A 13803-nucleotide genomic window follows, 5' to 3' on the forward strand; every position below is an offset into this window, starting at 1 on the left:
CTGACGGTTCCTACCTCCCAAGCCACACCAAGGGAGACCCCATGACCGACCAGACCGCCGCCGCTCGCGTATTCGACACCCCGCTGATCCCGCGCGATCACCTGTTCGGCAATCCCACCCGCGCACAAGGGAAGATCAGTCCGGACGGCAAGTGGGTAAGCTGGATGGCGCCGTGGGAAGGCGTGATGAACGTGTTCATGGCTCCGGCGGACGATCCGGACAGTGCCCGCCGCATGACCAGCGCCAAGGACCGTCCGATCCCGCAGTATTTCTGGGCACCCGACAGCCGCAGCCTGCTCTACATCCGCGACAAGGACGGCGACGAGAACTACCTGCTCTACAGCGTGGCGGTGGAAGGCGAGGCGAAGGAGAAGTGCCTCACCCCGTTCGAGGAAACGCGGGTGCAGATCGTGGGCGGTTCGGACACCATCAAGGACAAGATCCTCGTCGGCCTTAACAACCGCGATGCGCGCTTCCATGACGTCCACCTGCTCGATCTCAACACAGGCGACCTGGAACTGGTGTTCGAGAACAACGAGTGGGCGGGTTTCGAGGCGGATGACAGCCTGACCCTGCGCTGGGCCGTGCGGCAGAATGCCGAGGGCGGCACCGACATGCACGAAATCGTGGATGGCAAGGTGGAGGAAGCCCCGCGCGAACGCACCGGGCTGGACGATTCCCTTACCACCGGCATGGCGGGCTACACCACCGACGGCAAGACGCTCTACTGGCTCGACAGCCGCGGCCGCAACACCGCCGCGCTGTTTGCCGAGAACACCGAGACCGGAGAGCGCGTGCTGGTGGCAGAGCACGACAAGGCCGATATCGGCGGCACCATGCGTCACAAGCAGACGGGCGAAGTGCAGGCCTACAACGTCACCTACCTGCGCACCGAACACCACGCCATCGACCCCGAGATCGGCAAGGCACTGGAATGGCTGCGCGAGCAGCTGGACGGCGATTTCGGCGTCCAGTCGCGCACCGATGACGACCGCCGCTGGCTGGTGGCGAACGATCCGCTGAACGCGCCCGTCGCCAGCTACCTGTTCGATCGCGACGCGATGACGCTGACGAAATTCTACACCACCTATCCCGAACTGGAGGGCGCCCCGCTGCAGCCGATGCACGCCCGCGAGATCACCTCTCGCGACGGGATGGTGCTGCCGAGCTACCTCACCCTGCCCCCGCAGAGCGATCCCGATGGCGACGGTGTACCCGATGCGCCGGTGCCGATGGTGCTGGTGGTGCACGGCGGGCCGTGGGCGCGCGATGCATATGGCTACAACCGCACGCACCAGTGGCTGGCGAACCGGGGCTATGCGGTGCTGAGCGTGAACTTCCGCGGCTCCACCGGCTTTGGCAAGGACTTCATCAACGCGGGCAACCGCGAATGGTCGGGCAAGATGCACGACGACCTGCTCGATGCCGTCGGCTGGGCCGTTGAGCACGGTATTGCCGAGAAGGACAAGGTCGCCATCATGGGCGGTTCCTACGGCGGCTACGCCACACTGGTCGGCCTCACCTTCACGCCGGACACCTTTGCCTGCGGCGTAGACATTGTCGGCCCATCGAATCTGGAAACCCTGCTGGAAACCATTCCGCCCTACTGGGAGCCGCTGGTGAAGCAGTTCCACGAGCGCATGGGCGATCCCACGACAGAGGAGGGCAAGAAGTTCCTCCAGTCGATCAGCCCGCTCTACAAGGCGAAGGATATCACCAGGCCGCTGCTGATCGGCCAGGGCGCCAACGATCCGCGCGTGAAGCAGGCGGAAAGCGACCAGATCGTGGAAGCCATGGAGCGGGACGGCGTGCCCGTTACCTACGTGCTTTTCCCCGACGAGGGACACGGCTTCCACCGCCCGGAAAACAACATTGCCTTCAATGCGATTGCCGAGAATTTCCTTGCCGAATGCATTGGCGGGCGGGCCGAACCTGTGGGCGAAACGCTGGGTGCGTCCACTGCGGACATTCGCAACGGGCGCGAACATGTTAAGGGTCTCTCGGGCGACTGAGAGGCATTGAGAGACATGGGGCAGAAAAGCATTTTCATCACCGGCGGCGGATCGGGCATCGGCCGCGCGATCGCGCAGCATTTCGCGGACAGGGGCTGGCTGGTCGGCATCGCGGACCGCAACACTGCGGGGCTGGAGGAAACGAAGGCCCTGCTACCGGAAGGGCAGTGCTACACCTACACCTTCGACGTGACGAACCGCGCCGGGTGGGACGTGGCCCTGTCCGACTTTGCCGAACACAGCGGCGGCGCGATCAATGTCATCGCCAACAATGCCGGGCTACCTTCTGGCGGCCCCTTGAGCGAGGTGACGCACGAGGAACTGGACCTGCTTCTCGATGTGAACCTGCGCGCCGTTTTTTACGGAGCGAAGGCCGGATACGAATACCTGAAAGCCGCCGCGCCCCACGCCTGCCTGCTCAACACCGCCAGCGCCGCCGCGATCTACGGCATGGCTAACCAGAGCGTCTACGGCGCGACCAAGGCGGGGGTTAAGTCCCTGACAGAGAGCCTTGATGCCGAATGGGCACCGGCCGGGATCAGGGTCCGCTCCCTGATGCCCAGCTTCATCGATACACCGCTGCTGAAAATGCCGCCCAACCGCAGCCGCAACACGCCCATTCGCGACGCGGTGGTGAAAGCGGGGCTGGAATTCACGCCCGTCGAAGAGGTGGCGGAAGAGGCCTGGAAAGCCGTCCACGGCAACAAGGTCCACCGCCTCGTGGGCAAGACCGCGCGCAAGATGGCGCGCGTTGCCAAGTGGTTCCCCGGCAAATTGCGCCAGCGCGCCCGCACCCTCGCCGAAGCGCATGAGCGCAGCGAGGGGCGCGCGGCTCTCGACTGAGGTGGGCGGCTAGAGCGCCTCTATCGCCCTCGCCATCTTCACGTCGCGTTCGGACAGTCCGCCTGCGTCGTGCGTGGTCAGGGTGATGTCCACCTTGTTGTAGACGTTGAACCATTCGGGATGATGGTCGCTCTTCTCGGCAATCAGCGCCACGCGGTTCATGAAGCCCCATGCCTCGCTGAAATCGGAGAACTTGAAAACCTTGCGCATGGCATCGCCGTCACGGTCGAATTCCCAGCCGTCCAGCTCCGCCAGCGCGCTTTCCGCTTCGCTCCTGCCCAGTTTCTCTACGGCCATGTGCCACTCCCTTGCTTGCGTATTGATGGTCCTGTGCACTAACGCACGAGGTGATGGAACCGTGCCGACTAGCTGCGAGAGACCTGGCCTGCCGGCGCGGTGAACGCCTGCTGTTCCGTGGCCTGTCGCTGGAACTTGTCGGCGGGCAGGCCCTGCATGTGACCGGATCGAACGGGACGGGCAAGTCCAGCCTCATCCGCATTCTTGCAGGATTGCTGCGACCCTATTCAGGCGAAGTCGAGCGGCGCGGCAGCACGGGCCTGCTGGACCAGACGATGGCGCTGGACGAGCACCTGCCGCTGGGCCGTGCCCTCGCCTTCTGGGCCGGGCTGGACGGCGCAACACCAGTCACCGTTCTTGCTCGCCTCGGCTTGGCCGAGCTGCTGGACGTGCCGGTGCGTTACCTTTCCACCGGCCAGAGAAAGCGCGCCGCCCTTGCCCGCCTGTTGGGGCAGGACGCACAGGTCTGGCTGCTCGACGAACCGCTGAACGGGCTGGACCGCGATGCCGTTGCGCTGGTGGAAGCGCTGATCGCGGAACACATCGCTGGCGGCGGCCTTGCCCTTGTCGCCAGCCACCAGCCGATTGCCGTTCCGGGCATGGGCGTTCTCGACCTGCCCGATTATGCGCGGGGACTGGCGGCGTGAGAGGCTTCGGCAGCTTGCTGATGCGCGATCTGGCGCAGCTTCTGCCGGGTGCGCGCAAGGGCAATACATTGCTGCCGCTGCTGTTCTTCCTCGCGGTCGCCATGCTCTATCCCTTCGCCGTGGGGCCGAACCCGAACGTGCTGGCCGCAACCGGCGGCGGCGTAATCTGGGTCGCCGCGCTGCTCGCCGCGATCCTGCCGCTGGACCGGCTGCTGGCCCCAGATCTCGAAAGCGGGTTCTTCGACCAGTGGGCCCTGCGCGGCATTGCCGAGGAAGTGGTGGTCGCCGTCCGCCTGCTGGCGCACTGGATCAGCTTTGGCCCGTTCCTGATGCTGGCAGCCCTCCCCGCCAGCGCGCTGCTGGGGATCGACGGCGAAACACTGCGCACGGTCGAGCTGGGCCTGCTGGCAGGGACGCCGGGTCTTGCCGCCATCGGCATCATCATCGCCGCTGTGACGGTGGGCCTTCGCAGCGGAGGCGCGGCCCTGTCCGGCCTGCTGGTCATCCCGCTGGCCGTGCCGCTGCTGATCTTTGGCGCGGGCTCGCTCTCCACCGGCGGCGAGGGCGGCATTGCGCTTACCGCAGCGATCAGCCTGCTGCTCGTCGCGATCGCGCCGTTCGCAGGCGGCGCGGCGATACGCGCGGCTCGCGAAGGCTAGCGCGGCGCCTCTTCCTCTCCCGTCGCCCGGCTCACGGCCACGCCTGCGCTCAGGCCATGAACGATGGCGGAGACGACGATGGTAAATGCCACCGTTGCCCACAACGCGCCCTCGTCCACCAGTTCGACGTGGTGCGAGGCGTAGGCGAGGTAATAGATCGAGCCGATCCCGCGAATGCCGAAGAACGCCACGGTCGCCCGCTCCCGCGTCTTAAGACCTGCACCGACTAACGAGAACCAGCCCGCAATCGGACGGATCAGGAAAATCAGCGCAAGGCCGATCATGGCGTGCGGCCAATCGAGGTAGGGCAGCAAGCCGGGTATTGCCGCGCCCAGCGCCACCAGCAGCACGGCGGTGAGCGTGTGCTCCAGCGCTTCGGAGAAGCTGTGCAACCGTTCGTGAAACCGGTCCTGCGATTCCTCTCGGCGCAGCGCCAGTCCGGCAACGAACGCGGCGATGAAGCCATAGCCTTCCAGCAATTCGGTGATGCCGTAGGTGAAGATGACCCCGGCAAAGGCGACCACGCCCGACTGCGTTTTCGACAGCGTGTTGCCGCGTGGCCAGTCGAACATGATCTGGCCCAGCAGCCAGCCCGCCCCTGCCCCTGCAACACCGCCGACGACCACGCGGTATAACAGATCGCGCAGCACCCATTCGGTGGCAAGGCCCGTCGTCAGCGCGCCCGCCGTAGCTACCAGCACACCCAGATGAACGAAGGGAAAGGCCAGCCCGTCGTTCAGGCCAGCCTCAGTCGTCAGCGCATAGCGTACCGGGTGCTCCCCGCCCTCCAGAGGAGGACCAACCTGCACATCACCCGCCAGCACGGGGTCCGTTGGCGAAAGAACCGCGCCCAGCAGCAGGCTGCCCGCCAGCGTCATTCCCGCCGCCCACCAGCCGAACAGTGCCAGGGCGATGATGGTGACGGGCATGCCGATCAATAGCAGTCGCAGCGTCGGCTTCCACAGGCCATGACCGAACAGCGTATCGATCCTGAGACCGACGCCGAACAGTCCGATGATCACGGCGAGTTCCGCCGTCACCTCCCATACGCGCGGGTTTTCCAGCGGGTCGACAGCCTCGGGCATTCCCGGCACCCAGGAAAAGGCCAGCAGCCCTAACGCGATCAGCACCGGCGCGGCGGCAGGCTCCCTGCCCGAAAAGAATCGGGGCAACCAGTAGCTGGCAATGATCGCCGCACCGGCAGCGGCGAAGAGCACGTGAAAGGAATCGAATTCGAACATCTTGGCAGGCTTCCGGCGGCTACGTCTGGCATGAACGCTCGACGCCGCGGCCTGTGCCGAGGCGGACTAGTAAGGCGGGTGATAGTCCTCGCGCCGCAGGGTCAGCATGTAGTCGACCAGCTGCTCGACCTCGTCTTCCTCAAGGTAGAAATCCATCTCGCCGGGGTAGTTGTGCGCATCGACCAGCCACATCGTCAGCGTCTCGCGCGTCACGCCTCGGCGATTGGCAATGGCTGGCCATTCCGGTGCGTCGGGATTGGGGGATAGGCCGTAGGGCTCGACTGAGTGGCACGAGCCACATGCGGCCTGCGCCAGTGCATGGTCTTCCGGATCGGCGGCAAGGACAGGTTCCGGCTCAACGGTCTGGCAGGCAGCCAGCGCGCCGAGCAGGATGACGGATGCGATCGACGATTTCATACGGCCTCTTCCCTTCATCTATCGGGCTAACATAGCCCTACAGGGAAGAAGATCGTTGCGCCAAATCAATAGGCCCGATCAATAGGGAGGCTTATCCAGTCCCTTGGGGCTCTTGGTGAAGATCTCGCAGCCGTCCTCGGTGATACCGATGGAATGTTCGAACTGGGCCGACAGGCTCTTGTCGCGCGTTACCGCGGTCCACCCGTCGTTCAGCATCTTCACGTGCGGACGGCCAAGGTTGATCATCGGCTCGATGGTCATGAACATGCCCGCTTTCAGCTCCGGACCCGTGCCGCGCCTTCCTGCGTGCACAACTTCGGGCGCGTCGTGGAACAGGCGGCCCAGACCATGGCCGCAGAATTCGCGCACCACGCCGTAGCGGTGGCGTTCGGCATATTCCTGGATCGCCGCGCCGATATCGCCCAACCGCGCGCCGGGGCGCACTTCGGCAATGCCGATCATCAGGCACTCGTGCGTCACTTCCACCAGCTTCTTCGCCTTGATGGAGGGTTCTCCGGCGAAATACATGCGGCTGGTATCGCCGTGCCAGCCGTCCAGCAGCGGCGTCACGTCGATGTTGACGATATCGCCTTCCTTCAGCCGCTTGTCGCCCGGAATGCCGTGACACACGACGTGATTGATGGACGTGCAGCACGAATGGGTGAAGCCGCGGTAGCCCATGGTGGCAGGCACGGCGCCGCCATCCAGCGTCATCTCGCGCACCACCTTGTCCAGCTCGCCCGTGGTCACGCCCGGCTGCACGCGGGTGGTCAGTTCGTCGAGGATTTCGGCGGCCAGGCGGCCTGCCTTGCGCATCCCTTCGAACCCTTCCGGGCCGTGCAGCTTGATGGTGCCGTCGCGGTAGACGGATGTGTCGGCGGTAACGTGCTGGTATTCGGTCATGCGCACCATCTAGGCTCTTTGCCCGCGAATTGCGAGACCGGCTTTAGGGAGCGGTGAAGGCGCTGCGATATTCCTCGCGCACGACTGCCAGCAGTTCCTCCGTCACGGGGAAGGTGAATTCGTAGCTGCCTTCGGCATAGGGACCTGCCAGGTAAGGCGCGATCTGGATGCCGATGCGGTTGAAACCCTGCCCGTTGGTGGAGCCCAAAAGCAGGTTGCCCTCGTCAGGCTTCACGCAGGCATCGAAGGTGTCGTCAGAGCCCTCTTCCACCGGCTCGCCCCGCCGCTTCTCGCGCTCGGCGTTCAGCGCCTCGCACAATTCTGGCCCCAGCACCTCGTCCAGCGCGGTGGCGGAGGTGAAGAAGGCGATCGGCTCCACCGACTTGCCTTCGTCCTTATCCCACACGATCGTATCGAAGCTATAATTGGGATGCGCCCCGCCGTAATAGAACGACTGGTCGGCAGACAGGCTCAGCCAGCCGGGCAGGTCAGCCACCACTTCCCACGCGGTCTCGCTGGAATAGGTGTTGAAGGGGAAACCGTTGTCGCGCGCTTCCTCCCGCCCCTGCGAGGCGCGGCTGGCGAGTTCCTGCCGCTCCTGCTCCAGCCGCGAATCGAGCCAGCCTGCAAGCCCCTCGGTATCGCCTGCGGCTTGCGGATAGCTGTATTCGAACAGGTAGGTATCGGTCCGTTCCGATACCGTGCGCGCGCCGCCCAGCGGCGCAGGCGAGCTTTCGGGAGGCTCGGGCGGCTCCGGTGTTTCGGGCGCGGCAGTAGGCTGCGGGTCCGCCTCCTCCCCACCGGGATTACAGGCGACCAGCGCGGCCGGAACCGCAAGCAGGGTGAATCGTCGGATCAACATAGAGTCCATTTACGCCAAGCCTTCCCAAACGGCGACGAAAACGGCAAGCGGAATTCCATGACTATTGCAACAGACCTGATCCAGCCGGATCGCGGGCAGGATGCCACCACGATCCATCTCGTCAACAAGGACACATTCGAAAGCTTCGCCAAGGGCTTGAGCGGGCCGCAGCGCGCCGCGCTTGCCGGGCAGAAGTTTACAGGCGGCGGCTATCAGGTGGGAATCGTGCCGGATGGCGAAGGCTGGTTTGCAGTCGGCGGCGTGTCCGACCCGGCCGACCTTTCCAGCTGGTGCCTCGCGAAGCTGGCGGAGAAGTTGCCCGAGGGCACCTATCGGCTGATGGACGATCTCTCCGCCGGCGCTGCCATGTTCGGCTGGATGACGGCGCAGTACCGTTTCACCCGCTACCTTGACGACCAGGATGCCGAAGGGCCGCGGGTACTGCTGACGAAAGACGTGGCGAAGGTCGAACTGGTAACGGCAGAAGCGCAGGCAGCCAGCCTCGTGCGCGACCTGGTGAATACCCCTGCCGAAGACATGGGACCTGCGGCGCTTGAGGCCGAGGCGGAGCGGATCGCCAAGGAGCAGGATGCCAGCATCACCGTGACGCGCGGTGATGCGCTGGAAAAGGGTTTCCCGATGGTCCACGCCGTGGGCCGGGCGGCGGAGCGCAAGCACGCCCCGCGCCTGATCGAGCTTGAATGGGGTGACGAAAGCCACCCGAAGATCGCCATTGTCGGCAAGGGCGTCTGCTTCGATTCTGGCGGTCTCGACATCAAGCCCTCGCGCGGGATGCTGCTGATGAAGAAGGACATGGGCGGCGCGGCGCACGCGCTCGCCCTGTCGGAACTCATCATGAAGGCCGGCCTCAAGGTTCGCCTGCACACCGTCGTGCCCGCCGTGGAAAATGCCATCGCGGGCAATTCCTTCCGCCCCGGCGACGTGTTGCAAAGCCGCAAGGGCCTGACCGTGGAAATCGGCAATACCGATGCCGAGGGGCGCCTGATCCTTGGCGACGCCCTCACCCTCGCCAGTGAACGGGAGCCGGAATTCATCCTCGATTTCGCCACCCTGACAGGCGCTGCGCGCGTGGCGCTGGGGCCGGACCTGCCTGCGCTGATGACCCGGCGCGACCAGACGGCCGAGCAGCTCATCTCCGCCGGCAAGGCGCACGATGACGAGCCGTGGCGCCTGCCCCTGCCCGCCGCCTATGCCGAGTGGCTGAAAAGCGACATTGCCGACACCAACAACACCCACACCAACGGTTTTGCCGGGGCCAGCGTTGCGGGTCTTTTCCTCGACAAGTTCGTGGGGGAAGGCATCGACTGGGCGCATTTCGACACCTTCGCCTGGCGCCCGTCTGCCAAGCCCGGACGATCGAAGGGCGGCGCCGCGCTGGGCCTGCGAGCGGCCTTCCATGCGCTGCGCGGTCGATATGGTTAGGGCGCAAGGTTGCAGCAGCGGTTCCGCGCGGCTAAGCGCGGCAGTCTGCACCGGGGCACCCATGCCCCGCGTTATTGGAAACGGGTGAGCGGCGCTTGAGCCAGGACGACAACACGATGACAGGCCACGGGCCGCAGGGGCCGTTTGCTCTCACCGGTCCTGTTGAAAAGCCGGAGCCGAGAAAGGTCCCCCTGCGCGGCGATCTGGCGCACATTGGCCTCGCCGGAAAACACTTCGTGCCACACTACGCCGTGCCCCAGCCGCGCAGCGTGCTGCCGGGCGGCGCGCCGCTCTATGCCGATCCGGATGATACCTCACACGAGTTGTGCGTCCTGCTGGAAGGCGACAGCTTCGAAGTGCTCGACGTAACCCGCGAATGGGCCTGGGGCTGCCTGTCGCTGCACGGCCCGGTCGGCTACATCCGGCTCGACCGGCTGGAAACACCGGGAGGCTGAGACATGGCGCACACCGTCTTCATCGATGGCGGCGCGGGCACCACCGGCCTGGAGATCGCCGACCGGCTGGAAGGCCGCGAGGAATTCGAGCTGGTTCGCCTCAACGAAGCGGAACGCAAGGACGAGGACTGCCGCCGTTCGGCCCTGAACTTCGCAGATTTTGCCATCCTGTGCCTGCCCGATGATGCAGCGCGCGAAGCGGTGGCGCTGATCGACGAGGACTCGGGCACCCGGGTGATCGACGCCAGCACCGCCCACCGTACGGCCAAGGGCTGGATCTACGGGTTCCCCGAACTGGTCGGCCCCAACGTGGTTGCAGGCGCTGACCGGGTATCGAATCCCGGCTGCTATCCCACCGGGTTTCTGTCTCTGGTAGCGCCGCTGGTGCGCGCCAAATTGCTGCCGAACGACTGGCCCTACAGCGTCAACGCTGTGTCGGGCTATTCCGGCGGCGGCAAAGGCCTGATCCAGCGGTTCGAGGGCGACGGCAGCGACATCGCTTTTCGCGCCTATGGCCTGTCCATGGATCACAAGCACCTTTCGGAAATGAAGAGCAAGGCGGGCCTGAAGCACGCCCCGGTCTTCGCGCCCTCCGTCATTTCCGGCTTCCGCGGCATGGTGGTGGAAGTGCCACTGCCGATCGAGGCCATGCGCAACGCCGCCCGGCCCGATGAACTGCGCGAGGAACTGGCCCGCTATTACGAGAACGCTCCCCTCGTCACCGTCCACCAGCCGGACGAGGAAGTGAGCGAGCTTCTGTTGCACAAGAGTGCCGAGCCCTGGGACGGCCTCGATCTCCATGTCTTCGCCGATCCGGAAGGGCATACCGCCCGCCTGATCGCCGTGCTCGACAACCTGGGCAAGGGTGCCAGCGGGGCCGCAGTGCAGTCGCTCAACCTGATGGCGGGCTGCGATCCGCTGGCCGGGTTGCGGGTCTGATCGACCCTTCCCGAACCTCCCGCGCTAAGGTCTGCCCAAAATCTGGGCAGCACTGCCTGCAAATAGGTCAAAACCGGCAGGGTCAGCCACGCAATTTGATTGCCGCACACACCGGCAAATTCGCCTCAATGTTGCGAATCCGCCCTTTCGCTCGCAGCCGCGATTGTCTAGCAACGGGCCATTGGTGTCTGGCATGATTCTTGAACATCATTCGACCGGGTATCGCCCAAGGGAGAAAGGCCTGGCAAGCTCCGGGTAACGACAGGGAATTCAGTGAAGAAAATCGAAGCCATCATCAAACCCTTCAAGCTCGACGAAGTGAAGGATGCGCTGCACGAAGTGGGCGTATCCGGCATTACCGTGACGGAGGCCAAGGGCTTCGGGCGCCAGAAAGGCCACACAGAGCTGTATCGCGGTGCCGAATACGTCGTGGATTTCCTGCCCAAGGTTAAGCTCGAGATCATCGTGCCGGATTCGCTGGCGGAACAGGTGACCGAAGCCATCGCCAACGCCGCCAAGACCGGCCGCATCGGCGACGGCAAGATCTTCGTCTCCGATATCGCGACGGCAATCCGCATCCGTACCGGAGAACAGGACGACGCGGCCCTTTAGGCGGCGCTGTCCCGAACGGCGAAACCCGCCAGAACAGACAACACTACGTTCAATTCCAAGGAAGGATTATCATGGCCAGTGCTAAGGATATCACCAAGCGGATCAAGGATGAGGAGATCGAATGGGTCGATGTCCGCTTCACCGATCCCAAGGGCAAGTGGCAGCACCTCTCGATGTGCGCCAGCGTTGTCGACGAGGACATGCTCGAAGAAGGCATGATGTTCGACGGCTCCTCGATCGAGGGCTGGAAGACCATCAACGAAAGCGACATGATCCTGCGTCCGGACCTGGACTCGGTCTATATCGACCCGTTCAGCGCGACGCCGATGATGGTCATCAACTGCGACATCGTGGAACCGTCGAACGGCGAACTCTACAGCCGTGACCCGCGTTCCACCGCCAAGCGCGCCGAAGCCTACCTGAAGAGCACCGGCATCGGCGATACCGTCTACGTCGGTCCGGAACCCGAGTTCTTCATGTTCGACGACGTGCGCTTCGAGGACGGCTATGCCGGCTCGGGCTTCCAGATCGACGATGTCGAACTGCCGACCAACTCGGGTGTCGAGATGGAAATGGGCAACATGGGCCACCGCCCGCGCGCCAAGGGCGGCTACTTCCCCGTCGCGCCGGTCGATTCCGCCATGGATATCCGTGCCGAAATGGTCTCCACGATGATGGAAATGGGTCTGCCCATGGACAAGCATCACCACGAAGTGGCCTCGGCCCAGCACGAACTCGGCATCACTTTCGGCACGCTGGTGGAAACCGCCGACCGCGTGCAGATCTACAAGTACGTGGTGCACCAGGTCGCCCATGCCTACGGCAAGACGGCAACCTTCATGCCCAAGCCGATCAAGGACGATAACGGCTCCGGCATGCACACCCACATGTCGATCTGGAAGGACGGCAAGCCGACTTTCGCAGGCAACGAATATGCCGGCCTGTCGGAAAACTGCCTCTACTACATCGGCGGCGTCATCAAGCACGCCAAGGCGCTGAACGCCTTCACCAACCCGACCACCAACAGCTACAAGCGTCTGGTACCGGGCTTCGAGGCTCCCGTGTTGCTGGCCTACTCCGCCCGCAACCGTTCCGCATCGTGCCGTATTCCCTACGGCTCGGGCGAAAAAGCCAAGCGCGTGGAATTCCGCTTCCCCGATCCGCTGGCGAACCCCTACCTCGCCTTCTCGGCCCTGCTGATGGCGGGCCTCGACGGGATCGAGAACAAGATCCACCCGGGCGACGCCATGGACAAGAACCTCTACGACCTGCCGCCGGCCGAACTGGCCGACGTGCCCACAGTGTGCGGTTCCCTCCGCGAAGCCCTGCTGGCCCTGCGCGACGATCACGAGTTCCTGCTGAAGGGCGACGTGTTCACGAAGGACCAGATCGACGCTTACTGCGACCTCAAGTGGGAAGACGTGCTGCGCTTCGAAACCACCCCGTCGCCGGTTGAGTTCGACATGTATTACAGCTCGTAAGAGCTACCGGCTCAAAGCCAAACAAAAGGGCCGCTCGGGAAACCGGGCGGCCCTCTTTCTTTCCTGTGTGAGCGAGAGCTTACCGCTGCACCAGCATCCCGCGCTTGCCCGCGACGATGAAGCACGACACCATCAGCAGCCCTGCGAACAGGGTCAGCCAGTCGAGCGGGGCCGGGCCGGTGACATATTCGAGGTGCGCCAGCAGCGACCAGCCGCCGCCGATCAGAAAGGCGAGATAGAACGCTGTGGAAGTCGCCTCGGTCGAGACGCTGGCCATCAGTTCGTCTGTGTGGCGGCGCTGGCGCGATCCGGCGAACCACGCGAGGCCCACCAGCCCCACGACGGCGACCAGCACCACGCCGGGGGCCAGCGGACCGCCGGGCACCCCGATCGCCGCCACCACCAATGCCACGCCGAGCGCGACCATGCCGACCGCGCTCCAGGTCAACATGCGGTGCTGTTCGCGCAATTCGTCGGCATCCTCGACGTTCAGGAACCGCGCACCGACGGACGGGCTGACGAGCCCGACGCTCACGGACAGCGCGGTGAGGAGGTAGACGATGCCGACCAGCCCCGCGATCTCCTGCGAGACGGCGAATTCGCCTAGCGTGCCAGTCTTCACCAATTGCATGAATCCCATCGCGGCAAGGAAGCCGGCCACGCCGCCAAGGCCGAGCGCGAGGATCATCTTCTTGGTCTTGCTCTTGGGTTTGTTGTCGATTGCCATGTCCATTTACTCCGCCTCCGGTTCCCAGTCGTCGATGAATATCTCCGGCACGCTCACGGCGAACAGCTTCGCCATGCGCAACGCCAGCGGCAGGCTGGGATCGTACTTGTCGGTCTCCACCGCGTTGATCGTCTGTCGCGAAACGCCCAGCCGCCGGGCGAGTTCGCCCTGGCTCCAGCCCTGCCCTTCGCGATGTTCCTTCACGCGGTTCTTCACCGAATCATCCCGTCTGCCTGTAAAGAGCTCTTTACTGTAAAGAACTCTT

General features: G+C 64.5%; 16 protein-coding genes. 9 read left to right on the plus strand and 7 right to left on the minus strand.

The window, feature by feature from the left end:
* Nucleotides 1-41: 41 nt before the first annotated feature.
* Nucleotides 42-2012 carry a S9 family peptidase gene (locus tag D4Q51_RS05940; RefSeq protein ID WP_120076845.1) on the plus strand — a complete coding sequence of 657 codons (1971 nt, stop codon included), beginning with the start codon at nt 42-44 and terminating at the stop codon, nt 2010-2012.
* Nucleotides 2013-2027: 15 nt separating this feature from the next.
* Nucleotides 2028-2855, plus strand: a complete 828-nt coding sequence (locus D4Q51_RS05945) for an SDR family oxidoreductase (protein ID WP_120076846.1) — start codon at nt 2028-2030, stop codon at nt 2853-2855.
* Between the two features lie 9 nt (nt 2856-2864).
* Here D4Q51_RS05945 and D4Q51_RS05950 read toward each other — a convergent pair whose 3' ends face one another.
* Nucleotides 2865-3152 carry a 4a-hydroxytetrahydrobiopterin dehydratase gene (locus D4Q51_RS05950; RefSeq protein WP_120076847.1) on the minus strand — a complete coding sequence of 96 codons (288 nt, stop codon included), beginning with the start codon at nt 3150-3152 and terminating at the stop codon, nt 2865-2867.
* Nucleotides 3153-3205: 53 nt separating this feature from the next.
* Between D4Q51_RS05950 and ccmA the strand changes: the two genes are divergently transcribed.
* Both ccmA and D4Q51_RS05960 read left to right on the plus strand, forming a co-directional pair.
* Nucleotides 3206-3799: a heme ABC exporter ATP-binding protein CcmA gene (ccmA, locus tag D4Q51_RS05955; protein WP_120076848.1), complete on the plus strand. Its 594-nt coding sequence runs from the start codon at nt 3206-3208 to the stop codon at nt 3797-3799.
* Between the two features lie 20 nt (nt 3800-3819).
* The gene (locus D4Q51_RS05960) at nt 3820-4458 is read left to right on the plus strand and encodes a heme exporter protein CcmB (protein ID WP_205689458.1); all 639 of its coding nucleotides are present in this window, start codon (nt 3820-3822) and stop codon (nt 4456-4458) included.
* Here the strand turns inward: D4Q51_RS05960 and D4Q51_RS05965 are convergent.
* The 4 genes from D4Q51_RS05965 to D4Q51_RS05980 all read right to left on the minus strand — a co-directional run bounded on the left by D4Q51_RS05965 (nt 4455) and on the right by D4Q51_RS05980 (nt 7881).
* Complete coding sequence (locus D4Q51_RS05965; RefSeq protein ID WP_120076850.1) at nt 4455-5699, minus strand: cation:proton antiporter; 1245 nt, start codon at nt 5697-5699, stop codon at nt 4455-4457. The genes D4Q51_RS05960 and D4Q51_RS05965 overlap by 4 nt on opposite strands.
* A gap of 66 nt (nt 5700-5765) precedes the next feature.
* Nucleotides 5766-6116 carry a c-type cytochrome gene (locus D4Q51_RS05970; protein WP_240624584.1) on the minus strand — a complete coding sequence of 117 codons (351 nt, stop codon included), beginning with the start codon at nt 6114-6116 and terminating at the stop codon, nt 5766-5768.
* Nucleotides 6117-6194: 78 nt separating this feature from the next.
* Complete coding sequence (gene map, locus D4Q51_RS05975) at nt 6195-7019, minus strand: type I methionyl aminopeptidase (RefSeq protein WP_120077034.1); 825 nt, start codon at nt 7017-7019, stop codon at nt 6195-6197.
* 43 nt (nt 7020-7062) lie between these two features.
* On the minus strand, nt 7063-7881 hold the full coding sequence (locus tag D4Q51_RS05980) for a DUF4163 domain-containing protein (protein ID WP_205689447.1): 819 nt from the start codon (nt 7879-7881) through the stop codon (nt 7063-7065).
* Nucleotides 7882-7938: 57 nt separating this feature from the next.
* Between D4Q51_RS05980 and D4Q51_RS05985 the strand changes: the two genes are divergently transcribed.
* The 5 genes from D4Q51_RS05985 (at nt 7939) to glnA (ending at nt 12811) form a co-directional block, all read left to right on the plus strand.
* Nucleotides 7939-9324: a leucyl aminopeptidase family protein gene (locus D4Q51_RS05985; RefSeq protein ID WP_120076853.1), complete on the plus strand. Its 1386-nt coding sequence runs from the start codon at nt 7939-7941 to the stop codon at nt 9322-9324.
* A gap of 95 nt (nt 9325-9419) precedes the next feature.
* Nucleotides 9420-9779 (plus strand): hypothetical protein, encoded by a 360-nt coding sequence (locus tag D4Q51_RS05990; protein ID WP_205689448.1) that lies wholly within the window; start codon nt 9420-9422, stop codon nt 9777-9779.
* Between the two features lie 3 nt (nt 9780-9782).
* Entirely contained in the window at nt 9783-10718 is a 936-nt protein-coding gene (argC, locus tag D4Q51_RS05995; RefSeq protein WP_120076854.1) for an N-acetyl-gamma-glutamyl-phosphate reductase, read from the plus strand.
* A gap of 273 nt (nt 10719-10991) precedes the next feature.
* Nucleotides 10992-11330 carry a P-II family nitrogen regulator gene (locus tag D4Q51_RS06000; RefSeq protein WP_120076855.1) on the plus strand — a complete coding sequence of 113 codons (339 nt, stop codon included), beginning with the start codon at nt 10992-10994 and terminating at the stop codon, nt 11328-11330.
* A gap of 71 nt (nt 11331-11401) precedes the next feature.
* Nucleotides 11402-12811 (plus strand): type I glutamate--ammonia ligase, encoded by a 1410-nt coding sequence (glnA, locus tag D4Q51_RS06005; RefSeq protein ID WP_120076856.1) that lies wholly within the window; start codon nt 11402-11404, stop codon nt 12809-12811.
* Between the two features lie 79 nt (nt 12812-12890).
* Here the strand turns inward: glnA and D4Q51_RS06010 are convergent, their stop codons facing one another.
* Both D4Q51_RS06010 and D4Q51_RS06015 read right to left on the minus strand, forming a co-directional pair.
* Nucleotides 12891-13538 carry a hypothetical protein gene (locus D4Q51_RS06010; protein ID WP_162925170.1) on the minus strand — a complete coding sequence of 216 codons (648 nt, stop codon included), beginning with the start codon at nt 13536-13538 and terminating at the stop codon, nt 12891-12893.
* A gap of 6 nt (nt 13539-13544) precedes the next feature.
* A complete protein-coding gene (locus D4Q51_RS06015; protein ID WP_120076858.1) occupies nt 13545-13754 on the minus strand; it encodes a helix-turn-helix transcriptional regulator in 210 nt (69 codons plus the stop codon).
* Nucleotides 13755-13803 lie beyond the last annotated feature (49 nt).

Source organism: Aurantiacibacter odishensis (genome assembly GCF_003605195.1).
Lineage (GTDB): Bacteria > Pseudomonadota > Alphaproteobacteria > Sphingomonadales > Sphingomonadaceae > Alteraurantiacibacter > Alteraurantiacibacter odishensis.

Bases quoted from the DNA above. Each gene is read 5' to 3' on its own strand.
- D4Q51_RS05940 (WP_120076845.1), top strand. From the start codon at position 42: ATGACCGACCAGACCGCCGCCGCTCGCGTATTCGACACCCCGCTGATC.
- D4Q51_RS05945 (WP_120076846.1), top strand. From the start codon at position 2,028: ATGGGGCAGAAAAGCATTTTCATCACCGGCGGCGGATCGGGCATCGGC.
- D4Q51_RS05950 (WP_120076847.1), bottom strand. From the start codon at position 3,152: ATGGCCGTAGAGAAACTGGGCAGGAGCGAAGCGGAAAGCGCGCTGGCG.
- ccmA (WP_120076848.1), top strand. From the start codon at position 3,206: ATGGAACCGTGCCGACTAGCTGCGAGAGACCTGGCCTGCCGGCGCGGT.
- D4Q51_RS05960 (WP_205689458.1), top strand. From the start codon at position 3,820: ATGCGCGATCTGGCGCAGCTTCTGCCGGGTGCGCGCAAGGGCAATACA.
- D4Q51_RS05965 (WP_120076850.1), bottom strand. From the start codon at position 5,699: ATGTTCGAATTCGATTCCTTTCACGTGCTCTTCGCCGCTGCCGGTGCG.
- D4Q51_RS05970 (WP_240624584.1), bottom strand. From the start codon at position 6,116: ATGAAATCGTCGATCGCATCCGTCATCCTGCTCGGCGCGCTGGCTGCC.
- map (WP_120077034.1), bottom strand. From the start codon at position 7,019: ATGACCGAATACCAGCACGTTACCGCCGACACATCCGTCTACCGCGAC.
- D4Q51_RS05980 (WP_205689447.1), bottom strand. From the start codon at position 7,881: ATGTTGATCCGACGATTCACCCTGCTTGCGGTTCCGGCCGCGCTGGTC.
- D4Q51_RS05985 (WP_120076853.1), top strand. From the start codon at position 7,939: ATGACTATTGCAACAGACCTGATCCAGCCGGATCGCGGGCAGGATGCC.
- argC (WP_120076854.1), top strand. From the start codon at position 9,783: ATGGCGCACACCGTCTTCATCGATGGCGGCGCGGGCACCACCGGCCTG.
- glnA (WP_120076856.1), top strand. From the start codon at position 11,402: ATGGCCAGTGCTAAGGATATCACCAAGCGGATCAAGGATGAGGAGATC.
- D4Q51_RS06010 (WP_162925170.1), bottom strand. From the start codon at position 13,538: ATGGCAATCGACAACAAACCCAAGAGCAAGACCAAGAAGATGATCCTC.